Annotated in this window: 19 protein-coding genes, 1 pseudogene and 1 other annotated feature; of the genes and pseudogenes, 2 read left to right on the top strand and 18 right to left on the bottom strand. The window is 34.5% G+C overall.

Annotation, left to right across the window (positions count from 1 at the left end; translation table 11 throughout):
- Positions 1 to 32: 32 nt before the first annotated feature.
- Positions 33 to 227 (top strand): hypothetical protein, encoded by a 195-nt coding sequence (locus tag HMPREF2561_RS06510; protein WP_017175348.1) that lies wholly within the window; start codon positions 33 to 35, stop codon positions 225 to 227.
- A gap of 634 nt (positions 228 to 861) precedes the next feature.
- On the opposite strand, the gene HMPREF2561_RS06505 is transcribed toward HMPREF2561_RS06510, so the two are convergent.
- From HMPREF2561_RS06505 to HMPREF2561_RS06480, 6 genes and pseudogenes are all read right to left on the bottom strand, one after another.
- On the bottom strand, positions 862 to 1,941 hold the full coding sequence (locus tag HMPREF2561_RS06505) for a branched-chain amino acid aminotransferase (protein ID WP_049413884.1): 1,080 nt from the start codon (positions 1,939 to 1,941) through the stop codon (positions 862 to 864).
- A 174-nt stretch (positions 1,942 to 2,115) separates the two neighbouring features.
- Positions 2,116 to 3,063: an NAD-dependent epimerase/dehydratase family protein gene (locus HMPREF2561_RS06500; RefSeq protein WP_049419853.1), complete on the bottom strand. Its 948-nt coding sequence runs from the start codon at positions 3,061 to 3,063 to the stop codon at positions 2,116 to 2,118.
- A 308-nt stretch (positions 3,064 to 3,371) separates the two neighbouring features.
- Positions 3,372 to 4,325, bottom strand: coding sequence for an ornithine cyclodeaminase family protein (locus tag HMPREF2561_RS06495; RefSeq protein ID WP_049415745.1), 954 nt, complete (start codon positions 4,323 to 4,325; stop codon positions 3,372 to 3,374).
- A gap of 311 nt (positions 4,326 to 4,636) precedes the next feature.
- The gene (locus tag HMPREF2561_RS06490; protein WP_048761979.1) at positions 4,637 to 5,056 is read right to left on the bottom strand and encodes an NUDIX hydrolase; all 420 of its coding nucleotides are present in this window, start codon (positions 5,054 to 5,056) and stop codon (positions 4,637 to 4,639) included.
- 4 nt (positions 5,057 to 5,060) lie between these two features.
- The gene (locus HMPREF2561_RS06485; RefSeq protein ID WP_049419854.1) at positions 5,061 to 5,573 is read right to left on the bottom strand and encodes a GNAT family N-acetyltransferase; all 513 of its coding nucleotides are present in this window, start codon (positions 5,571 to 5,573) and stop codon (positions 5,061 to 5,063) included.
- A 155-nt stretch (positions 5,574 to 5,728) separates the two neighbouring features.
- A pseudogene (locus HMPREF2561_RS06480) lies at positions 5,729 to 5,872 on the bottom strand (8-amino-7-oxononanoate synthase); the annotation flags it as partial.
- Between the two features lie 178 nt (positions 5,873 to 6,050).
- Here HMPREF2561_RS06480 and HMPREF2561_RS06475 point away from each other — a divergent pair.
- Entirely contained in the window at positions 6,051 to 7,217 is a 1,167-nt protein-coding gene (locus HMPREF2561_RS06475) for a M20 family metallopeptidase (RefSeq protein ID WP_048679841.1), read from the top strand.
- Positions 7,218 to 7,399: 182 nt separating this feature from the next.
- Here HMPREF2561_RS06475 and tuf read toward each other — a convergent pair whose 3' ends face one another.
- From tuf to rplK, 12 genes are all read right to left on the bottom strand, one after another.
- Complete coding sequence (gene tuf / locus HMPREF2561_RS06470) at positions 7,400 to 8,584, bottom strand: elongation factor Tu (protein WP_017175321.1); 1,185 nt, start codon at positions 8,582 to 8,584, stop codon at positions 7,400 to 7,402.
- 210 nt (positions 8,585 to 8,794) lie between these two features.
- Positions 8,795 to 10,876: an elongation factor G gene (gene fusA, locus HMPREF2561_RS06465; protein ID WP_048761988.1), complete on the bottom strand. Its 2,082-nt coding sequence runs from the start codon at positions 10,874 to 10,876 to the stop codon at positions 8,795 to 8,797.
- A 121-nt stretch (positions 10,877 to 10,997) separates the two neighbouring features.
- Positions 10,998 to 11,468: a 30S ribosomal protein S7 gene (gene rpsG, locus HMPREF2561_RS06460; RefSeq protein ID WP_001137495.1), complete on the bottom strand. Its 471-nt coding sequence runs from the start codon at positions 11,466 to 11,468 to the stop codon at positions 10,998 to 11,000.
- A 69-nt stretch (positions 11,469 to 11,537) separates the two neighbouring features.
- Positions 11,538 to 11,951, bottom strand: coding sequence for a 30S ribosomal protein S12 (gene rpsL / locus HMPREF2561_RS06455; RefSeq protein ID WP_016931318.1), 414 nt, complete (start codon positions 11,949 to 11,951; stop codon positions 11,538 to 11,540).
- An 89-nt stretch (positions 11,952 to 12,040) separates the two neighbouring features.
- A complete protein-coding gene (locus tag HMPREF2561_RS06450) occupies positions 12,041 to 12,301 on the bottom strand; it encodes a ribosomal L7Ae/L30e/S12e/Gadd45 family protein (protein ID WP_017175319.1) in 261 nt (86 codons plus the stop codon).
- Between the two features lie 147 nt (positions 12,302 to 12,448).
- The gene (gene rpoC / locus HMPREF2561_RS06445) at positions 12,449 to 16,042 is read right to left on the bottom strand and encodes a DNA-directed RNA polymerase subunit beta' (RefSeq protein ID WP_161800736.1); all 3,594 of its coding nucleotides are present in this window, start codon (positions 16,040 to 16,042) and stop codon (positions 12,449 to 12,451) included.
- 189 nt (positions 16,043 to 16,231) lie between these two features.
- On the bottom strand, positions 16,232 to 19,783 hold the full coding sequence (gene rpoB, locus HMPREF2561_RS06440) for a DNA-directed RNA polymerase subunit beta (protein WP_002449020.1): 3,552 nt from the start codon (positions 19,781 to 19,783) through the stop codon (positions 16,232 to 16,234).
- A gap of 203 nt (positions 19,784 to 19,986) precedes the next feature.
- Positions 19,987 to 20,595 carry a class I SAM-dependent methyltransferase gene (locus tag HMPREF2561_RS06435; RefSeq protein ID WP_002449036.1) on the bottom strand — a complete coding sequence of 203 codons (609 nt, stop codon included), beginning with the start codon at positions 20,593 to 20,595 and terminating at the stop codon, positions 19,987 to 19,989.
- 171 nt (positions 20,596 to 20,766) lie between these two features.
- Positions 20,767 to 21,135 (bottom strand): 50S ribosomal protein L7/L12, encoded by a 369-nt coding sequence (gene rplL, locus HMPREF2561_RS06430; RefSeq protein WP_002488409.1) that lies wholly within the window; start codon positions 21,133 to 21,135, stop codon positions 20,767 to 20,769.
- A 39-nt stretch (positions 21,136 to 21,174) separates the two neighbouring features.
- Positions 21,175 to 21,675: a 50S ribosomal protein L10 gene (rplJ, locus tag HMPREF2561_RS06425; RefSeq protein ID WP_002449049.1), complete on the bottom strand. Its 501-nt coding sequence runs from the start codon at positions 21,673 to 21,675 to the stop codon at positions 21,175 to 21,177.
- 30 nt (positions 21,676 to 21,705) lie between these two features.
- Positions 21,706 to 21,859: a sequence feature (ribosomal protein L10 leader region), on the bottom strand.
- A gap of 128 nt (positions 21,860 to 21,987) precedes the next feature.
- On the bottom strand, positions 21,988 to 22,683 hold the full coding sequence (gene rplA / locus HMPREF2561_RS06420) for a 50S ribosomal protein L1 (protein ID WP_017175315.1): 696 nt from the start codon (positions 22,681 to 22,683) through the stop codon (positions 21,988 to 21,990).
- Between the two features lie 206 nt (positions 22,684 to 22,889).
- The gene (rplK, locus tag HMPREF2561_RS06415) at positions 22,890 to 23,312 is read right to left on the bottom strand and encodes a 50S ribosomal protein L11 (RefSeq protein WP_049419857.1); all 423 of its coding nucleotides are present in this window, start codon (positions 23,310 to 23,312) and stop codon (positions 22,890 to 22,892) included.
- Between the last annotated feature and the right edge of the window lie 97 nt (positions 23,313 to 23,409).

Below are 23,409 nucleotides of genomic sequence, written 5' to 3'. Positions count from 1 at the left end.
CATATCATTACTAAAAATGAAAGGATATATTCATGTTAATCGTTATTTTTATTTTATTCGGAATCGGAATTGGATTATTTATATTAAGTTTCTTCTTAGCAGAAAATGAAGGACTCGCTTATAAAACAATTAGCAGAGGATTTTCTGCATTATTTGTATCACTTGGTATATTAGCATTAATGGGGTATCTCATTAATTTTATTTCTTCACATTATTTAAATATCTAATTCCTTATATTTTCTATTCTCAACAAAGTGGAAAGACATCATTTAAAGTTGTCTTTCCACTTTTTCAATTTACTTTATTTTATTATTGGTCTCTTGATTATACTTGAATCAAATATATATCGTATTAATACTCTAAGATTATCAAAAAAAGGGCTTTACGCCCCTAAAGATCTATATCATTTAAATGAATTTCAAATGTTGAGATTACCTAAGTAATAATGGTATTAGGTATATGGTATTTGTAATAGAAGAAAAACACTAAGTCAAGGGTTGTCTTTTAGGTAATCTCATTACTTATTATTACATAATAAAATTTAATTATCTATATTACTTAAATAAAAAAATAATAATTTTTATATTTAAATATAATTAATTGTTAAAATTATTAAAATGTTTATCTTTATTTATAAAGGGTATAATTTAAATGGCAGAATATTTTGTTATAATATTTTGCTCCTTATTTATTTTACGTCACCACTCTTACTTAGTTCGACATAAGCTATGTTAAGAGTGGTTTCTTTATGCAAAAAAGAAGGCAACCAACTTTTTGATGTGCTCCCAAAAGTTGATCTAAAATGAAAAATAACAAGCTAGAAACCACGTAGTCATAACGTTTCCAGCTTGTTTTTATAAGTTATTTATATTCCGGCACAATGACTCTCCAGCCATGTTTATCTTCTAATTTACCACTTTGGATGCCAGTGTATGTGTCATATAATTTTTTAGTGATTTCTCCAGGTTCGTTATTATTAATCACAATTTCTCTATCTTCATATTTTAATGTACCTACTGGAGAGATGACTGCTGCCGTACCAGAACCAAATACTTCTGTTAATTCACCTTTATCGTAAGCTTCGAATAATTCATCAATAGATACTTTACGTTCTTCGACTTCATAGCCTAATTCTTTTGCTAATTCGATAATTGATTTACGTGTAATACCAGGTAAAATACTACCATTTAACGCAGGTGTTACTAATTTGCCATTTTCAACGAAGAAAATGTTCATACTACCTACTTCTTCAACATATTTTTGTTCAACGCCGTCCAACCATAATACCTGATCATATCCTAAGTTATTCGCATTCGTTTGTGCTAATAAACTTGCTGCATAGTTACCTGCTACTTTAGCAAAACCTACCCCCCCACGAACTGCACGTACATATTCATCTTCAACATAAATTTTTGTTGATTTTAATGTATCACCGCCGTAGTAAGCACCTGATGGAGATAAGATAATTAATAATTTATATTTTTTAGAAGCACGAACACCTAAAATTCCTTCTGTAGCGAATACGAATGGACGAATATATAAAGATTGGCCCTCGCCTTCTGGTACCCAATCACGTTCGATATCAACAAGTTGTTTCAAACCATCTAATAATAATTCTTCATCTACTTTAGGCATTTCTAAACGCGCTAATGAATCATTGATACGTTTGAAGTTTTGATCTGGACGGAATAATACGACCTCACCATTATGTTTATATGCTTTTAAACCTTCAAATACAGCTTGACCATAGTGTAAACTTTGTGCTGCTGGAGAAATTTCAAACGGTGCATAAGGAATAATTTTTAATTCTTGCCAACCGCCTTTTTCTTCATCATAATCTACACTTAACATATAGTCAGTAAAATATTGCCCAAATCCAAGATTTCCTTCTGGTTTTTCTTTAAGTGTGTCACGTTGTTCAAATTTAACTTTTTCTGACATGTTGAAGCCTCCTAATATATTTCATGAATAAGATTTAATATAAATTATAGCAATCTCAGATAGTCTATTCAATAAATTTTCTAAAAATTCAAACAAAATAAAAAATGAAACCCTTTTCTTTTTTTATTCTTTAAAAGAGAGTCAAATTCCAAAGGCACCTTTTTAATTATGAACTTATGTCTTTTCTTTAATCGTTCGTATCATTGTTTCTGTCATTTTAGCCAAATGATACTTTGGATTAAAGCCCCATTCTTTTCGAGAATAACTGGTATCAATATTATCTGGCCATGTATCTGCAATCGTTTGTCTTACTGGATCGACATCATAATCTAAGGTGAATTCTGGAATATATTTCTGAATTTCTTTCTTAATCATCTCAGGTTCAAGACTCATTGCGCTTAAATTATAACCATTGCGTGTTACAAGTTTCTTACTATCCGCTTCCATAAGTTGAATAATCGCATCAATGGCATCATCCATATACATCATATCCATATACGTATTTTTAGCGATATAGCTCGTGTAGTGACCATGTCTAACCGCTTCGAAATATATTTCTACTGCGTAATCTGTAGTACCTCCACCTGGCTCTTTGACATGTGAAATGAGCCCTGGAAATCTTACACTACGTGTGTCGACACCAAAATTTTTAAAGTAATATTGGCATAATAATTCACCTGCAACTTTATTTATCCCGTACATTGTTGTCGGTTGTTGAATCGTATTTTGAGATGTGTTTTTCTTAGGTGTAGACGCACCAAATACCCCAATTGAACTTGGCATAAAGAAATGTAAGTCATACATTCTTGCAGTTTCTAAAGCATTTATTAACCCACCCATATTTAAATCCCAAGCCTGCAAAGGATTTTTTTCAGCTGTTGCAGAAAGTAATGCAGCCATATGCATAAGTGTATCTGCTTTAAAGTCTTCTACTACAGCCATCATTGCGTCACGATCTGTTACATCAAGTAATTCAAATGGGCTATCACTAATCAATGAATGTAGTTCTGGCTCACTAATATCAGTGGCTAATACATTATTTTTTCCATATAATTGTCTACATTTTAGTACCAATTCAGTTCCTATTTGGCCTAGTGCTCCTGTAATTACAATTCTCTTCATTGTCATTTCTCCCTTTGTTTTATATATCCTAATAGTGTCTTTTTAGAATTCCCCATATTCTTCGATTTACTATATTATAAAAATGCTTACATATATCATTAGATTGTACGTTAAAGTGATAATTTTATTCTTCTAATAAATTATTTGATTTAACTTACGTTTTATTTGTTAATTATTTTTAAAAGGAGGCGAATATGAAGAAATATTTTGTATCACTCTTATTGATTTTCTTTATACAATAAAAATACCGTATCAGCCATGGCTACGTTATCACTGATACGGTATCTATTTTTTTATACAGTATGTGGTTAATTAGTTTGTTGAGCTTTTTTATAAAAGTATTGTGCCACCACTATATCTACAATAGCTAAACCTACTGATTTAAATACTGTCACTTCTTCTTCATCATCACGTCCAGATATTTTTCCACTTACAATATCTCCTAATTCACCATGTAGTGATTGCTCAGTAATGATACCTTCTTCTAATGGTACTTTTAAATCGCCTGTTTCTTCCATTGCTGCTTCTGTAGATTCAACAACTATTTTATTAGCAATCAACATCGTTTCTGAAGGGAGTTCTTGCATTTCAGGTTTAAATGAACCTACTGCATTTAAATGAACACCGGGATGTAATGAATGAGAATACACCGGTTTATTTGAATTTGTAGCTGTCACAACAATATCTGCGTTTTCCATAGCTTGATCTGCTTCATCGAAGACTTTTGTTGACACGTGATACGTTTGTTTCACAAATTCAGCCAATTTTTCAGCTTTAGCTCTTGTACGACTCGAGATATGAAGCATTTCAATATCTCTCACTGCTAATATTGCTGCAATGAGCCCCTCAGCTTGATCTCCAGCGCCAATCACACACAATGTTTTTGCATCTTCACGTGCTAAATATTTTGTAGCTACACCTGAAATGGCGCCCGTACGAATCTTAGTTAAATAACTACCATCAAGTACAGCAAGGGTTTCTCCTGTATCATAATCACTCAGCAATACGGATCCAGTAATTGTTTTTTTATCTAGTCTAGGATTATTAGGGGCGAAAGTGACTGTTTTAATACCGACAATATTTAATTCGTCTGATAAAGCTGGCATCACTAAATATCTATTTTCTTTATTAAAAGGTAATACATAACGTAATGGCGTTTCCGTTTTTTCTTCTGAAAACGCCTGTAACGCGTGACCGACTTCTTCAATCACTTCTTTCATATCTAATAAGTTTTGTTGATCCTGTTCATTTAAAACGAGCATTTCATAGACCTCCATTGTTTGGATATTGTTAATTAATAGAGTAGAAGTAGCAATCATCCATTTAATTATTATATGTTCTAATCAATTGAATATTAATATTTTTTATAGATTTTATTAACTTATTATTGTGATGATATACAATTGATGATATCTTTATATTATAAATGAAAGGTACAGTTTACATAGTAAAGTGCCTTGCGATTTCATAACACTATGAAACTATTTATAAACTTTTGACACCCATCACTTTTCTTATGAGAAAAGTGATTTTTTTATATCTTACTATAAATGATTGTTGTAATACCTGTTTTTCAATCTATAACACCTTCATTATAATAGGTAGCTTTATTATCTAAAAATACTTTTAAACTGTGATTATAATATGTAAGTTTTTGGTCTGCTTCTTCGATGGTCATCCATTTTGTTTCTGAAATTTCATCTTTCATTTGTATATCTATGACTTCATTTTGAATTGTAGCTTTAAACATAATAAATAATGTATGTACATTCATTTGAGTGGATTTACCTTCATTAATACTTACAATATCTCCAATCTTAGCATTAAGACCTGTTTCTTCCATTACTTCACGTTTCAAAGCTTCAACTAGTGTTTCTCCCTTTTCTACCTTTCCTCCTGGTAATGACCACCCCCCGCCATCTGTATTATTAACAAGTAATACTTTTCTTTCTTGATTTTGTATGAGTGCATATACGACTTTTAAATCTTTCACAGTTTCACCTTCCATCATTTAGAATTTCAAATCGACTTACTGGCTGGCCGTTTTTTTTAATGTACGAATTAATTTCATATCCTCCATGTTTTTTTATTACTTTTTGTGAAGCATAATTATAAGGATTACATGTCATTAATACTTTATGTATCCCCATTTTATTTAGTCTATTTAGTGCTTCTTCTAACATGCTTGAAGCATAACCATTTCCTCTGTATGGTTTGGCGACGCCATAGCCTACATGTCCTCCGATATTTTTTAATTTATCATTAAGTTTATGACGAATATTTACTGCACCAACAATATCATCATTTTTAAAATAAAATAATGTTGTAGAAGGAACGGCATTCATATTTACGGGTGGATGATGCAATTGTTCTACCATTTGTTCAAAAGATTGATAATGTGCGACATCAATATTAGATGGAATAATTTTCTCATTGTTATCATACCAATATTGTAAATATCGAATTAAATTTTCTTTATCTTTATACTCTAGTTTTCTTAATTCAAGCATGTATACACCTCTTTTTTACAATTAGTGTACCACTAAAAATGAAAAACAATCCATTTATACATTAAAACTAATAGATGACTCAAATTAATTAAATGTTTATTTAATAATATTTAACCCTTTTCTAACTTTTAATACTTTAAATGCTTGATCTAACATTTTTTAGTGCGTGCGACATCATCACCTACGACATCGATAGCTTTAAATAATGTACCGCTTTGGAAATCAATTTTGTCTTGTAAGCCTAAATGTTTTACTATTTCTGCGCCTTTATCTATCACAACTGAACCATGTGCCTCATCATTTCTCTTTTGTTATTGATTCATCATAATTTATTATCATCATAATCATTTTATGTTATAAGATAATTCATTTAATATTTGATAGTGTGTCTTTTATTAAAATTACAATGAGTGACTACTGAGTTTTAGTAGAATTTGTTATACTAAAGTTCATAATAATTAGGAAGAAGTGGTCAATGTGTTTGATTGGTTTCAATTAGCCAGTGAAAAAGAAAATAGAATGATTCAAATGCGTCGTTATATGCATCAATATCCAGAGCCTTCTTTTGAAGAAACGTGGACACATAACTACATTCTCAATCAGTTAAGTCATTTAGACTGTGAGATTGTGTCACCTGTAGGACGAAATGGTATCAAGGCAACTTTTAAAGGGAAAGAAAATGGTCCAACTATTGCATTTCGTGCAGACTTCGATGCATTACCAGTCCAAGAATTAAACGACGTTCCATATAAATCTAAAAACGATGGTTTTATGCATGCATGTGGTCACGATGGTCATACTGCTATTTTATTAGGTGTTGCTGAAATTGTTCATGAACATCGCCACTTATTAAAAGGAAATGTTGTATTTATTTTTCAATATGGTGAAGAGATTATGCCAGGTGGCTCTCAAGAAATGATTGATGATGGCTGTTTAAACGATGTTGATAAAATTTATGGTACTCATCTTTGGAGTGGTTATCCCACTGGTACAATTTATTCAAGACCAGGTGCAATCATGGCTTCTCCAGATGAATTCTCGATTACCATTAAAGGTAAAGGAGGACATGGTGCTAAACCTCATGAAACAATTGATCCAATTGTAATTATGGCTGAGTTTATACTAAGTGCTCAAAAAATCATTTCTCGTACCATCGATCCTGTAAAAGAAGCAGTATTAACCTTTGGTATGGTACAAGCAGGTTCTTCTGATAGTGTTATTCCAGATTCGGCATTTTGCAAAGGGACGGTACGTACATTTGATACAGAACTACAAGCTCATATTCAAGAGAAAATGGATAAATTATTACAAGGTCTTGCATTAGCGAATGATGTCACTTATAACATGGAGTATATTAGAGGGTATTTACCAGTTCATAATCATGAAGAAGCTTATGAAACAGTTAAACAAGCGGCAAATGATTTACATTTACGTTTTAATAAATCAGAATTGATGATGATTGGTGAAGACTTTTCACACTATCTAAAAGTCCGACCTGGCGCATTTTTCTTAACTGGATGTGGCAATGCTGATAAGGGTATTACAGCCCCACATCACAATCCGCATTTTGATATTGATGAAGCAGCATTTAAATATGCTGCAAGCGAATTTCTTAAAATCTTAGAACTTGAAAGCGTTTTTTAATTCTTTGTTAAATATGTATCGTAAACCTTAGAATATAAACGATTGAAACAGCTCATAGATAGTATTTATCTATGGGCTGTTTTATTAATATTTTTTACTAAATAAAAGTACAGTGAACTTAAGTCTTATTTTCAAATAAAAAAAGACTCCCAATAAGGGAGTCTTCTATATCAAATAATAAATTATTCGAAGATTTCAGTTACAACGCCTGATCCTACAGTACGTCCACCTTCACGGATTGAGAAACGAGTACCGTCTTCAATCGCGATAGGAGCGATTAATTCTACTGTCATTTCAACGTTGTCGCCAGGCATTACCATTTCAGTACCTTCTGGTAAGTTAACAACACCAGTTACGTCAGTAGTACGGAAATAGAATTGTGGACGATAGTTAGTGAAGAATGGAGTATGACGTCCACCTTCATCTTTTGATAAAACGTATACGTCTGCTTTGAATTTTGTGTGAGGTGTAATTGAACCTGGAGCAGCTAATACTTGACCACGTTGTACATCTTCACGAGCAACACCACGTAATAAAGCACCGATGTTGTCACCAGCTTCAGCGTAGTCTAATAATTTACGGAACATTTCTACACCAGTAACAGTTGTTTTAGAAGTTTCTTTGATACCAATAATTTCAACTTCTTCACCAACTTTGATTTGACCACGTTCAACACGGCCTGTAGCAACAGTACCACGACCAGTGATTGAGAATACGTCCTCAACTGGCATCATGAATGGTTTATCAGAGTCACGTTCTGGAGTTGGAATGTAATCATCAACTGCTTGCATTAATTCTAAGATTTTTTCTTCGTATTGAGCATCGCCTTCTAAAGCTTTTAAAGCTGAACCAGCGATTACAGGTACGTCGTCACCTGGGAAGTCGTATTCAGATAATAAGTCACGTACTTCCATTTCAACTAATTCTAATAATTCTTCATCGTCAACCATATCAACTTTGTTTAAGAATACTACTAATGCTGGTACACCAACGTTACGTGATAAAAGAATGTGTTCACGAGTTTGTGGCATTGGACCGTCAGCAGCAGATACTACTAAGATACCACCGTCCATTTGAGCAGCACCAGTGATCATGTTTTTAACATAGTCAGCGTGTCCTGGGCAGTCAACGTGAGCATAGTGACGTTTGTCAGTTTGATATTCGATGTGTGCAGTATTGATTGTAATACCACGTTCTTTTTCTTCTGGAGCGTTGTCAATCATGTCATATGATTGTGCTACAGTGTCACCATTTTTAGCTAATACAGTTGCGATAGCAGCTGTTAAAGTAGTTTTACCATGGTCAACGTGACCGATAGTACCAATATTGGCATGTTCTTTTGAGCGATCAAATTTTTCTTTTGCCATTATTAAATCTCTCCTATTCTAGTTAAAGTTATTTCAATATTATCTCTCATGATAGTTACTCACTATCATGAGACATAATGATTGTTCTAAAAAGAATTCATAGTTCTTTTATAATGCATTTTGGATAAAAAATCAATTCATAAAGATGAATGCTTAATTAATAAGCTCAAGCTGTATTTTACCTAGATTTACTAGTTAAAACAAGTTATATTATTCACCTTTATTTTTTTTGATGATTTCTTCAGCAATTGATTTTGGAACTTCTGCATAATGGTCAAAGTACATAGTGTAAGTACCGCGACCTTGAGTGTTAGAACGTAATGAAGTTGCGTAACCAAACATTTCTGAAAGTGGTACATAAGCGTTAACAACTTGTGCGTTACCACGTGGTTCCATACCATCAACACGTCCACGACGAGCTGTTACGTCACCCATGATATCGCCCATGTATTCTTCAGGCATTTCGATTGTAACTTTCATCATTGGTTCTAAGATAACTGGATCACATTTCTTAGCAGCTTCTTTAAGTGCTAATGATGCAGCAATTTTGAAGGCCATTTCTGATGAATCGACATCATGGTATGAACCATCAAATAATTTAGCTTTAACATCAATTAATGGATAACCAGCTAATACACCGTTTTCCATAGCATCTTTAAGACCAGCTTCAACTGATGGAATGTATTCACGAGGAACTACACCACCAACGATAGCGTTTTCGAATTCGAAACCTGCGCCAGTTTCATTTGGAGTGAATTCAATATGAACATCACCATATTGTCCACGACCACCTGATTGACGAGAGAATTTACCCTGAACTTGAGCAGATTGTTTAAATGTTTCACGATATGAAACCATTGGTGCACCTACGTTACATTCAACGTTGAATTCTTTTTTCATACGGTCTACTAAGATATCTAAGTGTAACTCACCCATACCACCGATGATAACTTGTCCAGTTTCTTCGTCAGTATGTGCATGGAAAGTAGGGTCTTCTTCTTGTAATTTAACTAAAGCTTGAGTCATTTTATCTTGGTCAGCTTTAGACTTAGGTTCTACTGATAAGTGAATAACTGGTTCTGGGAATTCCATTGATTCCAAGATAATGTCATTTTTCTCACCACATAAAGTGTCACCAGTACCTGTTTCTTTAAGACCTACAGCTGCAGCGATATCTCCTGAGTAAACAGTGTCAATTTCTTGACGAGAGTTCGCATGCATTTGTAATAAACGACCTACACGTTCACGTTTATCTTTTGTTGAGTTTTTAACGTATGAACCAGATGTTAACGTACCTGAATATACACGGAAGAAAGTTAATTTACCAACATAAGGGTCAGTCATAACTTTGAAAGCTAACGCTGCGAATTCAGCATTATCGTCAGCTTTTGCAATGACTTCTTCATCAGGATTTTCAGCACGATGACCTACGATAGGTTTAACATCTAATGGTGATGGTAAGTAATCAATTACTGCATTAAGCATTAATTGAACACCTTTGTTTTTGAATGCTGTACCACAAAGTACTGGGTAGAATTCTACGTCAGTAGTTGCTTGACGGATAGCATTTTTTAATTCAGCTACTGAAATTTCTTCGTCACCAAGATATTTTTCCATTAATTCGTCGCTAGTTTCTGCAACTGCTTCGATTAAGTTAGAACGAGCTTCTTCTGCTCTTTCTTTGTGATCTTCAGGAATTTCAATTTCTTCAATTTCTGTACCTAAGTCATTTGTATATTTGAAACATTTCATTTCAACTAAGTCAATGATTGCTTCAAATTCATCTTCGGCACCAATTGGTAATTGGATAGGTGCTGCATTTGCTTGTAAGCGATCATGTAATGTACTTACTGAATACTCAAAGTTTGCACCAAGTTTATCCATTTTGTTAACGAATACAATACGAGGAACACCATAAGTAGTAGCTTGACGCCAAACAGTTTCAGTTTGAGGTTCTACACCTGATTGAGCATCAAGTACAGTAACCGCACCGTCAAGTACACGTAATGAACGTTCAACTTCTACAGTGAAGTCTACGTGTCCTGGTGTATCGATAATGTTAACACGGTGGTCTTTCCAAGAAGCTGTTGTTGCAGCTGATGTGATTGTAATACCACGATCTTGTTCTTGTTCCATCCAGTCCATTTGTGAAGCACCTTCATGTGTTTCACCAATTTTGTGGATACGACCTGTATAATAAAGAATACGTTCAGTCGTTGTAGTTTTACCAGCATCGATGTGAGCCATGATACCGATATTACGAGTGTTTTTCAAAGAAAAGTCTCTAGCCATTGTTTTTCTCCTTCCAGTTATTACTGAATAAGTACTATAGAATATGGCGATGCCCTAAGCATGAACCATTTTACTTGGTAAACCAATATGACGGAACACACTCAGGGTTAAAGCTTCAATCTTACCAACGATAGTGAGCGAATGCTTTGTTCGCTTCAGCCATTTTGTGAGTGTCCTCACGTTTTTTGACTGCACCACCTGTATTGTTAGCAGCATCTAAGATTTCGTTAGCTAAACGATCTTCCATAGTTTTTTCACCACGAAGACGAGCGTAGTTTACTAACCAACGTAATCCTAAAGTTGTACGACGTTCTGGGCGCACCTCAACAGGTACTTGGTAGTTTGAACCACCTACACGACGCGCTTTTACTTCTAATACTGGCATAATGTTGTTAATAGCTTCTTCGAATACTTCTAAAGCATCACGACCACTGCGTTGTTCTACAAGGTCAAATGCAGAATAAAGAATTCTTTGTGCTGTTCCGCGTTTACCATCTAACATAATTTTGTTAATTAATTTTGTAACTAACTTAGAGTTATGAATTGGATCTGGTAATACGTCTCTTTTAGGTACTGATCCTTTACGAGGCATTATAAAGTCCTCCCTTCCTATTATAATATATTCTTAAAAATTGATAGTAAAATTTACACAATCTTAAACTTAATTTTTAGGTTTTTTAGTTCCGTATAATGAACGTCCTTGTCTACGTCCATCTACACCTGAAGTATCAAGTGCACCACGTACAATATGGTAACGCACACCAGGTAAGTCTTTTACACGTCCACCACGTACAAGTACAACACTGTGTTCTTGTAAGTTATGGCCGATACCAGGAATGTATGCGTTGATTTCAATGTTGTTTGATAAACGCACACGAGCGTATTTACGTAACGCTGAGTTAGGTTTTTTAGGTGTCATTGTACCTACACGAGTACAAACACCACGTTTTTGAGGTGAGTTTAAGTTAGTAAATTGTTTCTTTTTACTATTGAAACCTCTGTTTAACGCTGGTGAATCTGATTTTTTAGATTTACTTTGTCTAGGTTTACGTACTAATTGATTAATAGTTGGCATTGAATGTCCTCCTCTCTTCATTTTTTAATTCCACACATCCAGGTGGTTCATTTTTAGGTTAAATAAAATTTAGTAAGTGTAAAAACTTACTAATTCTCATTCAATAACGCAACAATTGTCGCATTAACATTAATACCTACTGCTTTTCCTAAAGCCGATTTGCTTTCGAAATAAGTAATCGGTATGCTTTTATGATTGATTTGGCTAAATACTTGAGCTAATAAGTATATCTCAACATCTTTAGCAATAATCAATGATGCAACTTGATCTTTTTTCAACGCTTTTAACGTTTGTTTAAGACCAACTACAAAATGTTGTTTGTTAAAGCGTGCAACTTTTTCATTAGACATTAAATATCCTCCAAAGTTCTGCTTGCATCAACCTTTACAATAATAACACTTTATATAATAATTAGTCAACATTTTTTATCATTTTCTGTAAATATTAAAAGAAAAGAACTTGGAACAAATTAAAGTTCCAAGTTACTTTCACATTAATTACTCAGTCACTTCTGCTTCGTCAGCTTCAGCAACTGGAGTACCCACTTTATCGTATTTAACGTCACTATAACGTCTCATACCTGTACCAGCTGGGATAAGTTTACCGATAATAACATTCTCTTTAAGTCCAAGTAAGTCATCGCGTTTACCTTTAATAGCAGCATCAGTAAGTACACGAGTAGTTTCTTGGAATGAAGCCGCAGATAAGAAGCTTTCTGTTTCAAGAGATGCTTTAGTAATACCAAGTAATACTGGTTTTGCAGTAGCTGGGCGTTTACGTTCTTTAAACGCTTCTCTATTTGCATCAGTAAAGTTATGAATATCTACTAATGAACCTGGTAGAAGTTTAGTGTCACCAGCTTCAATAATTCTTACTTTACGTAACATTTGTCTAACCATTACTTCAACGTGTTTATCATCAATTTCTACACCTTGCATACGATAAACTTTTTGCACTTCTTTAAGTAAGTAGCTTTCAGTCGCGTTTAAACCAGCAACAGCTAAGAAGTTCTTAGGTTCAATAGAACCTTCAGTTAATACTTCTCCACGTTCTACTGATTGGCCGATTTCTACTTTAATTCTTGAAGTACCTGAAGCAAGATAAGATCTTGTTTCATTAGCGCCTTTAATCACAATTTCTTGTTGGCGATCTTTTGCTAATTTAATATCTTCAACGACACCTTCGATTTCAGTAATTACCGCTTGACCTTTAGGGTTACGTGCTTCAAAGATCTCTTGGATACGAGGAAGACCTTGAGTGATATCGCTTCCTGCTACCCCACCTGTATGGAAGGTACGCATTGTAAGTTGAGTACCAGGCTCACCAATTGATTGAGCGGCAATAGTACCAACTGCTTCACCTACTTCAACTTTTTCACCTGTAGCAAGGTTTTTACCGTAACATTTTTCACATACACCATGACGAGTATTACATGTAAATGCTGAACGGATATACATTTTTTCAATACCTGCATCTGTAATTTTCTTAGCAATTTCAGGTGTGATTAATTCATCAGGACGAATAATGATTTCATCCGTTTCAGGATGACGAATTGTTTCTTTAGAATAACGGCCTTCAATACGTTCGATAAATGGTTCAATCATTTCTGTACCTTCTTTAATATCAGAAACTAATAAACCACGGTCCGTACCACAATCTTCTTCACGAACGATAACATCTTGTGCAACATCAACAAGACGACGAGTAAGATAACCTGAATCGGCTGTTTTAAGTGCTGTATCGGCAAGACCTTTACGCGCACCATGAGTTGAGATGAAGTATTCTAATACTGTTAAACCTTCACGGAATGATGAAGTAATTGGTAACTCAATAATTTTACCTGATGGCGCAGCCATTAATCCACGCATACCGGCTAATTGTGTGAAGTTAGATGCGTTACCACGGGCACCTGAGTCACTCATCATAAAGATTGGGTTTGTTTTTTCAAGTGATTGCATTAATTCGCCTTGAATTTGATCTTTAGCATCTGTCCAAATTTCAACAACTGCATTGTAACGTTCATCTTCAGTGATTAAACCACGATTAAATTGTTTAGATACACGTTCTACTAATTTTTCGTGTTCATCTAAAATTTGTTGTTTATCTGGAAGTACTACGATATCAGATACACCAACTGTAATACCAGCTTTAGATGAGAACTTGAATCCTAAGTCTTTCATGCGATCAAGCATCATTGATGTATCTGTGATGCTAAATCTGTTAAATACTTCAGCAATAATATTACCTAAGAATTTTTTGTTGAAAGGTGCAGTAAGTTCTTGCTCTTCGAAGTAAGCTTTAAGACCACCTTCACCTAATTGTGTTGGATCAACAAAATATTTATCAGGTGTTTTATCTTCTAAGTTTTCTTGAGTAGGCTCATTAATATATGCAAATGAATCTGGAATGATTTCATTAAAGATCACTTTACCTACAGAAGTAGCTAAAATTTTATTATTTTGTTCTTCTGTAAATGTAGGGTTATTAAGTGAACGCGCATGTAAACCTATACGAGTGTGTAGATGAACATAACCATTTGCATATGCTTTAAGTACTTCATTTGTATCATTAAAGATTATACCAGTATTTACAGCATCTTTACGTTCTAAAGTTAAGTAATAGTTACCTAATACCATATCTTGTGATGGTGTAACAACTGGTTTACCATCTTTAGGGTTCAAGATATTTTGTGCCGCTAACATTAACATACGTGCTTCAGCTTGTGCTTCTTTAGATAATGGTACGTGTACCGCCATTTGGTCACCATCAAAGTCAGCGTTATAAGCTGTTGTTACAAGTGGATGTAAACGGATTGCACGCCCTTCTACTAAAGTAGGTTCGAAAGCTTGAATACCTAATCTGTGAAGCGTTGGTGCACGGTTAAGTAATACTGGGTGTTCTTTAATGACCTCTTCTAATACATCCCATACTTCATCATCCATGCGTTCAATTTTACTTTTCGCATTTTTAATGTTTGTTGCGATTTCACGTTGAACTAATTCTTTCATGACGAAAGGTTTAAATAATTCAAGTGCCATTTCTTTTGGAAGACCACATTGATACATTTTTAAGTTTGGTCCTACCGCGATAACTGAACGACCTGAGTAGTCAACACGTTTACCAAGTAAGTTTTGACGGAAACGACCTTGTTTACCTTTTAACATATGTGATAAAGATTTCAATGGTCTATTACCTGGACCAGTTACTGGACGACCACGACGACCATTATCGATTAGTGCATCTACTGCTTCTTGTAACATACGTTTTTCGTTTTGAACGATGATACCAGGAGCACCAAGATCTAATAAACGTTTCAAACGATTATTACGGTTAATAACACGACGATATAAATCATTTAAATCACTTGTTGCAAAACGTCCACCATCTAATTGAACCATAGGACGAATTTCTGGTGGAATAATTGGTAGTACATCTAAAATCATCCATGAAGGATTATTTCCAGAATTTCTAAATGATTCCACAACTTCTAAACGTTTAATTGCACGTGTTAATCTTTGTCCAGTTGCTGATTCTAATTCATCACGTAATGCTTTTAATTCTTCATCTAAGTCAATTTCTTCTAATAGGTCTTTAATACCTTCTGCACCCATTTTTGCTACAAATTGACCTGGGTATTTATCATAATATTCTCTGAATTCAGCTTCAGATAATAATGATTTTTTCTCTAATCCAGTTGGACCTGGATCTACAACCACATAAGAAGCAAAATAAATAACTTCTTCTAATGATCTTGGAGACATATCTAATAAAAGACCCATACGACTTGGGATACCTTTAAAGTACCAAATGTGAGAAACAGGTGCTGCTAATTCAATATGACCCATTCTTTCACGACGAACTTTAGATTTTGTGACTTCTACACCACAACGGTCACAAACCATGCCTTTGTAGCGTACACGTTTGTACTTACCACAACTACACTCCCAGTCTTTTGTAGGTCCAAAAATTCTTTCACAGAAAAGACCATCTTTCTCAGGTTTCAAAGTACGATAGTTAATTGTTTCTGGTTTTTTCACTTCACCATATGACCAAGAACGGATTTTTTCAGGTGAGGCTAAACCGATTTTCATATAATGGAAATTATTTACATCAATCAAGGAGCCTACCTCCTTCAATTTAGATTAGCTGTGCTATTTGATTGATTTACATTTACTGAAACTGACATCACATACATAAGATGCACATCAGTGCGCAATCTAAATCTTGATGAGATTAAAATTACGCAACTCATGTTTATTCATCTTAAATTTATAATTTTATTATTCGTTAGTTTCTTTTTGAGTTTCTGGAACATCTTTTTGTTGTAAATCTACTTTGCGCTCAGTTGCATCTTCATCATCAACATCGGCCATTTCGATTTCATTATCATGTTCATCCATAACTTTTACATCTAAACCTAAACTTTGTAATTCTTTCATCAATACTCGGAATGATTCAGGAACACTTGGTCTTGAAATGTTTTCACCTTTAACGATAGATTCGTATGTTTTAACACGACCTACAGTATCGTCAGATTTATAAGTTAAGATTTCTTGTAATGTGTATGCTGCACCATAAGCTTCAAGTGCCCATACCTCCATCTCACCGAAACGTTGTCCACCGAATTGTGCTTTACCGCCAAGTGGTTGTTGTGTAACAAGTGAGTAAGGTCCAGTTGAACGCGCATGCAATTTATCGTCAACCATGTGAGCAAGTTTAAGCATATACATTACTCCAACAGAAATACGATTATCGAATGGTTCACCAGTACGTCCATCATATAATACTGTTTTACCATCACGTGCCATACCAGCCTCTTCGATTGTAGACCATACATCATCGTCGTTTGCACCATCGAATACTGGAGAAGCAACATGAATACCTAAGTTTTTAGCAGCCATACCTAAATGTAACTCTAAAACTTGTCCAATGTTCATACGTGATGGTACACCTAGTGGGTTTAACATGATATCGATTGGACGTCCATCTGGTAAGTAAGGCATATCTTCTTCAGGAACAATCTTAGAGATAACCCCTTTGTTACCATGACGACCACACATTTTATCCCCAACATGGATTTTACGTTTTTGAACGATATATACACGAACAAGTTGGTTCACACCTGGTGATAAAGTATCATCGCCTTCTTCACGATTAAATACTTTAACGTCTAGAACGATACCACCTGCACCATGTGGCACACGTAATGAAGTATCGCGAACTTCTCTTGCTTTTTCACCAAAGATAGCGTGTAATAATCGTTCTTCTGCAGTTAATTCTGTGACACCTTTTGGCGTTACTTTACCAACTAAGATATCTCCATCTTTAACTTCTGCACCGACGTATATAATACCACGATCGTCTAAGTTTTTAAGTGCATTTTCAGAAACGTTAGGAATATCACGTGTAATTTCTTCAGGTCCTAATTTAGTATCACGTGCTTCAGATTCGTATTCTTCAATATGAATTGAAGTATATACATCGTCTTTAACTAATCGTTCACTCATGATAACGGCATCCTCATAGTTATATCCGTCCCAAGTCATGAAACCTACAACGACGTTACGACCTAATGCCATTTCTCCTAATTCCATTGAAGGACCATCAGCTAAAATTTCATTGTATTCTACAACGTCACCTACAGAAACGATTGGACGTTGGTTATAACAAGTACCAGAGTTTGAACGTTTAAATTTAGCTAATGGGTAACGGTCTAATTCGCCTTCATGTTCAGTTCCATTTTCCTCAACTAAACGACGAACTAGGATTTCATTAGACTCAACATGTTCAACACGACCTCTATGTTTTGCAGTAATTGCTGCACCAGAGTCACGAGCTGCCACATGTTCCATACCTGTACCCACAAATGGAGCTTCAGGATTCATCAATGGTACTGCTTGACGTTGCATGTTCGCACCCATTAACGCACGGTTAGAGTCATCGTTTTCAAGGAATGGGATACAAGCTGTCGCTGCTGATACTACTTGTTTAGGTGATACATCCATGTAGTCCATTTTTTCTTTTGCCATAACAGTATTGTTACCACGGAAACGACATACCACTTCATCATCTAGGAAACGACCATTTTCATCTAAACGAGAATTGGCTTGTGCAACTACATAGCTATCTTCTTCATCAGCAGTTAAATAATCAATTTGATCAGTAATTGAATTTGTATCAATATCTACTTTACGATATGGTGTTTCGATAAAACCAAATTCATTTACACGTGCATAACTAGATAATGAGTTAATTAAACCAATGTTTGGTCCCTCTGGTGTTTCAATTGGACACATACGACCATAGTGAGAATAGTGTACGTCACGAACTTCCATTTGTGCACGTTCACGTGTTAAACCACCAGGTCCTAAAGCAGAAAGACGACGTTTATGTGTTAACTCTGCTAATGGGTTAGCTTGGTCCATGAATTGAGACAATTGAGAACTACCAAAGAATTCTTTAATTGAAGCAATTACAGGTCTAATATTAATTAATTGTTGTGGTGTAATTGAATCAGTATCTTGAATAGACATTCTTTCGCGAACGACACGTTCCATTCTAGATAAACCAATTCGGAATTGGTTTTGTAACAGTTCACCTACTGAACGTAAACGACGATTACCTAAATGGTCAATATCATCTGTATAACCAATACCATTCAATAAGTTAAAGAAATAACTCATTGAGGCAATAATATCTGCTGGTGTAATACATTTCACTTCTGAATCAGGTAATGCATTACCAATCACTGTTGTAGTGCGTTCTTCTTCATCATTTGGAACATACACTTTAATTGATTGAATTTCTACAGGTTCATCAATAACGCTACCTTCTAACTCGAACACTTCACTGTTTGCATTTGACTCTAAAACATTCATAATTTCGTCTAATTTACGACGATCTAAAACTGTTCCTTCTTCAGCAACAATTTCACCTGTTTCGCTGTCAACGATTGGTTCAGCTAATTTTTGGTTAAATAAACGATGTTTTAGGTGTAACTTTTTATTTGTTTTATAGCGACCAACACTTGCTAAATCATAGCGTTTAGGGTCGAAGAAACGTGAATATAATAAGCTTTTTGCGTTTTCAACTGTTGGTGGTTCACCAGGACGTAAACGTTCATAGATTTCTAATAAAGCTTGTTCAGTATTTTCAGTACTATCTTTTTCAAGCGTATTACGTAAGTATTCACTATCTCCTAATAAATCGATAATTTCTTGATCACTAGAGAATCCTAAAGCACGTAATAATACTGTTAAAGGTAATTTACGTGTTCTATCAATTCGAACGTAAACGATGTCTTTAGCATCTGTTTCATATTCTAACCACGCACCACGGTTTGGAATAATCGTTGCGTCGTAATTTTCACGTCCATTTTTATCTATTTTTTCATTAAAATATACTGATGGTGAACGTACTAATTGTGAAACGATAACACGTTCTGCACCATTAATTACGAACGTACCAGTATCCGTCATCAATGGGAAGTCACCCATGAAAACTTCTTGTTCTTTAACTTCACCAGTTTCTTTGATAATGAGACGTACTTTAACACGAAGAGGTGCAGCATAAGTAGCGTCACGGTTTTTTGATTCTTCTAAATCATATTTTGGTTCACCTAATCTATAATCCACAAATTCTAAAGATAGGTTTCCAGTGAAATCTTCAATTGGTGAAATATCACGGAACATTTCTAATAAACCTTCTTTTAAGAACCAGTCATAAGATTTAGTTTGAATTTCTATTAAGTTAGGTAATTCTAATACTTCTGAAATTCTCGCATAATTTCTACGTTTACGATGTCTTCCATATTGGACAACTTGACCTGCCAAACAGATTCACCCCTCAAATATTGTGTTGAACTTATACACAAAATTTCACATAACAAGACAAAAAGAAAACGGCAACACAATTGATGACACCATTTTCGATTCTTCTCTTATTCTTGTTTATCGTGCTCAATTTGCGTAAAAGTACACACTTGTTGAACATAAATTTTTACATTTTATAACTATATCAGAATACCATTTTGAAATCAACCTTTTTGGCTCTTCAATATATAGTACCCTTTACTTTTGTTCACAGTTTCTACATTATTAAATATTTCTTCCATTTTCTTTTTAGCAGAAGGCATACCTTGCTTTTTCTGAATGACAACATAGAGTTCACCTTGATTTTTTAGCTTTTGATATGCTTCTTCAAAGATTCGATGAACAACATTTTTCCCAGCTCTAATTGGTGGATTTGTTAATACAAAGTCAAAGTATTCATTCTCAACTTGTGACAAACCATCACTTTCTGTAATGATGACATTATCAATTTGATTTTGCTTTTTGTTCTTTTCAGCTAAATGTAAAGCTCGATGATTCACATCCACCATAGTCATTTGATGGTGTGGTGACACTTTAGCAATCATTAAACCAATAGGACCATAACCACAGCCAACATCAATGATACGTTTACTTGGACCTGGTGGATGTTCATTTAAAAACGTTTGTACTAATAAATCAGACCCAAAATCTACTTTTCCTTTTGAAAAAACGCCCGCATCTGTCGTTAGTTTTAACTGAGATTTATGATAAAAGTATTGAATTGTTTTTTCATCACTTTGTACTTCAGGATTTTCATCATAATAGTGACTCATGATTTCACCTCTTTATTTGTTCATCAATTTGATTAGAAAATGAATTAAAACCCCGTTATCAACAATAACGGGGTTTTAATTTCTCAAAGAATGCAAGTAATCATTAACGCTTTCACTCTAAAGTGACTAAGTTAAAATGATTTACTTATATATTAAGTTAAGATACTAGAATTATTTTAATTCTACAGTAGCTCCAACTTCTTCTAATTGTTCTTTAAGTTTTTCAGCATCTTCTTTAGCAACAGCTTCTTTGATTACTTTAGGAGCGTTGTCTACTAATTCTTTAGCGTCTTTTAAGCCTAAGCCAGTTGCTTCTTTAACTGCTTTAACAACTTTGATTTTTGAAGATCCAGCTGAAGTTAATTCAACGTCAAATTCAGTTTTTTCTGCGCCAGCGTCTCCGCCACCAGCTGCACCAGCTGCTGCTACAGGAGCTGCTGCTGTTACACCAAATTCTTCTTCAATTGCTTTTACTAAATCGTTTAATTCTAATACTGACATTTCTTTAATTGCTTCAATGATTTGTTCTTGATTAGCCATTTTATTATTCCTCCATTTATTTTAAAATTTTATGCGCAATTATTCAGCGCTTTCTTCTTTTTGTTCTCCAACAGCTTTAACCGCATAAGCGAAGTTGCGTACTGGAGCTTGTAATACTGATAAAAGCATAGATACAAGACCATCGTGTGAAGGTAATGAACCAACAGTTTTAACTTCTTCTGCTGAGATAACGTTACCTTCCATAACGCCTGTTTTAATTTCTAAAGCTTCATGTTCTTTAGCAAATCCTGAGATCACTTTCGCTGGAGCAACTACATCATCAGTAGTTGTAGCGATAGCTGTAGGACCAGTTAAGAATTCATCTAAGCCTTCGATACCTGCTTTTTCAGCTGCACGACGAACTAATGTGTTTTTGTATACTTTATACTCAACACCAGCTTCACGTAATTGAGCACGTAAATCAGTTACTTCCGCAACAGTTAAACCACGGTAGTCCACGATAACAGTTGAAACTGAATTTTTAAGTTGCTCAGCGATAACGTCAACTTGTTGTTTTTTAGCTTCAATAATAGCAGACATTCAGACACCTCCATTTTTATTTTTGGTGCTTTTTTAATAAAAAAAGCACTTTCTACCCACGGCAAAAAGTGCTTGAAAGATCATTATAATAATCATCACGTTCAAGTCAATTTTAGCCTCGGTAGGATATTGTTTTAAGTTAAAAATTAACTCCTACTGTCTTAGGTAAAATAATCACAATAAATAATATAACTTGTTTATTGTAATATGTCAATTGTTTTTTTGAAAAAAGACTGGAAGAAAATGTATCTTATCTTTTTCAAAATAAGCAATTATTATCTACCAGTCTATAATCTATTAATATATTTAAAATTAAAGTTTAAATGCTGAAGTATCTACTTTAACTCCAGGACCCATTGTTGTAGTTACAGCAACAGATTTGAAGTAAGTACCTTTAGCAGATGCTGGTTTAGCTTTAGCTAAAACATCTTGTAAAGCATTAAAGTTTTCAACTAATTTTTCTTCGTCGAAAGATACTTTACCAATCGTAGCATGTACGATACCTGCTTTTTCAGCACGATATTCAACTTTACCAGCTTTAATTTCTTCTACAGCTTTTTTAACGTCCATAGTTACTGTACCAGTTTTAGGGTTTGGCATTAAACCTTTAGGTCCTAATACACGACCTAATTTACCAACTTCACCCATCATGTCAGGTGTAGCTACTACTACGTCAAAGTCGAACCAACCTTGTTGGATTTTTTGAGCATATTCAGATTCACCTACGTAATCTGCGCCTGCTTCTTCTGCTTCTGTAATTTTATCACCTTTAGCGAAAACTAATACACGTTGTGATTTACCAGTACCGTTTGGTAGCACTACTGCACCACGGATTTGTTGGTCATTTTTACGTGTATCAATACCTAAACGGAATGCTACTTCAACTGATGCATCAAAGTTAGCGATACTAGTTTCTTTAGCTAATTTAATTGCTTCTTCAACACTATAGTATTTAGTACGGTCAACTTTATTAGCTGCTTCTTGATACTTTTTACCTTTTTTAGCCATTTATTGTTCCTCCTTTAGTGGTTTTAGCGGAATTTCCTCCCACGCTTACTTGTGTGATTTACACAAGTTAAGAGCAGATAACAGATGATGTCAATAATAAATATTAATTTACTAAAGACTAATCATAGACAATATATGTTGTCGTTTCTGTTACCTGCTATCGTCTATCAGTTTATTTCAAATTCAAACTCATTTTCATTTAATAATTATTGTACAGTGATACCCATACTACGTGCAGTACCTTCGATAATACGCATAGCTGCTTCTTCGTTTGCAGCGTTTAAGTCTTGCATTTTTGTTTGAGCAATTTCACGTACTTGATCTTTAGTTACTGTAGCAACTTTAGTTTTGTTTGGTTCACCAGAACCTTTTTCAACGCCAGCTGCTTTTTTAAGTAGTACTGGAGCCGGTGGAGTTTTAGTAATGAATGTAAATGAACGATCTTCATATACACTGATTTCTACCGGAATGATTAAACCTGCTTGTTCTTGTGTACGTGCATTGAATTCTTTACAGAATCCCATGATGTTCACACCTGCTTGACCTAATGCTGGACCAACTGGTGGTGCTGGGTTCGCTTTACCTGCAGGAATTTGTAATTTAACTACTTTTTCTACTTTTTTAGCCACGATGTGCACCTCCTTGATATCGTGATGTGGTCACAGGGCTCAGTTTTGCCCTCCCACTCATAAACATTTCGTGACGAAATGAGCGTTCTAAAAACGC

The organism is Staphylococcus sp. HMSC069E10, from assembly GCF_001809205.1.
Lineage (GTDB): Bacteria > Bacillota > Bacilli > Staphylococcales > Staphylococcaceae > Staphylococcus > Staphylococcus hominis.
The sequence above is the reverse complement of the archived record's forward strand: the minus strand, read 5'-3'. Positions and strand labels throughout refer to the sequence as shown.

Coding starts and splice junctions, on each gene's coding strand:
- HMPREF2561_RS06510 (WP_017175348.1), top strand. CDS start 33: ATGTTAATCGTTATTTTTATTTTATTCGGAATCGGAATTGGATTATTT.
- HMPREF2561_RS06505 (WP_049413884.1), bottom strand. CDS start 1,941: ATGTCAGAAAAAGTTAAATTTGAACAACGTGACACACTTAAAGAAAAA.
- HMPREF2561_RS06500 (WP_049419853.1), bottom strand. CDS start 3,063: ATGAAGAGAATTGTAATTACAGGAGCACTAGGCCAAATAGGAACTGAA.
- HMPREF2561_RS06495 (WP_049415745.1), bottom strand. CDS start 4,325: ATGCTCGTTTTAAATGAACAGGATCAACAAAACTTATTAGATATGAAA.
- HMPREF2561_RS06485 (WP_049419854.1), bottom strand. CDS start 5,573: ATGCTTGAATTAAGAAAACTAGAGTATAAAGATAAAGAAAATTTAATT.
- tuf (WP_017175321.1), bottom strand. CDS start 8,584: ATGGCAAAAGAAAAATTTGATCGCTCAAAAGAACATGCCAATATTGGT.
- fusA (WP_048761988.1), bottom strand. CDS start 10,876: ATGGCTAGAGACTTTTCTTTGAAAAACACTCGTAATATCGGTATCATG.
- rpsG (WP_001137495.1), bottom strand. CDS start 11,468: ATGCCTCGTAAAGGATCAGTACCTAAAAGAGACGTATTACCAGATCCA.
- rpsL (WP_016931318.1), bottom strand. CDS start 11,951: ATGCCAACTATTAATCAATTAGTACGTAAACCTAGACAAAGTAAATCT.
- HMPREF2561_RS06450 (WP_017175319.1), bottom strand. CDS start 12,301: ATGTCTAATGAAAAAGTTGCACGCTTTAACAAACAACATTTTGTAGTT.
- rpoC (WP_161800736.1), bottom strand. CDS start 16,042: ATGAAAATCGGTTTAGCCTCACCTGAAAAAATCCGTTCTTGGTCATAT.
- HMPREF2561_RS06435 (WP_002449036.1), bottom strand. CDS start 20,595: ATGAGTCACTATTATGATGAAAATCCTGAAGTACAAAGTGATGAAAAA.
- rplL (WP_002488409.1), bottom strand. CDS start 21,135: ATGGCTAATCAAGAACAAATCATTGAAGCAATTAAAGAAATGTCAGTA.
- rplJ (WP_002449049.1), bottom strand. CDS start 21,675: ATGTCTGCTATTATTGAAGCTAAAAAACAACAAGTTGACGTTATCGCT.
- rplA (WP_017175315.1), bottom strand. CDS start 22,683: ATGGCTAAAAAAGGTAAAAAGTATCAAGAAGCAGCTAATAAAGTTGAC.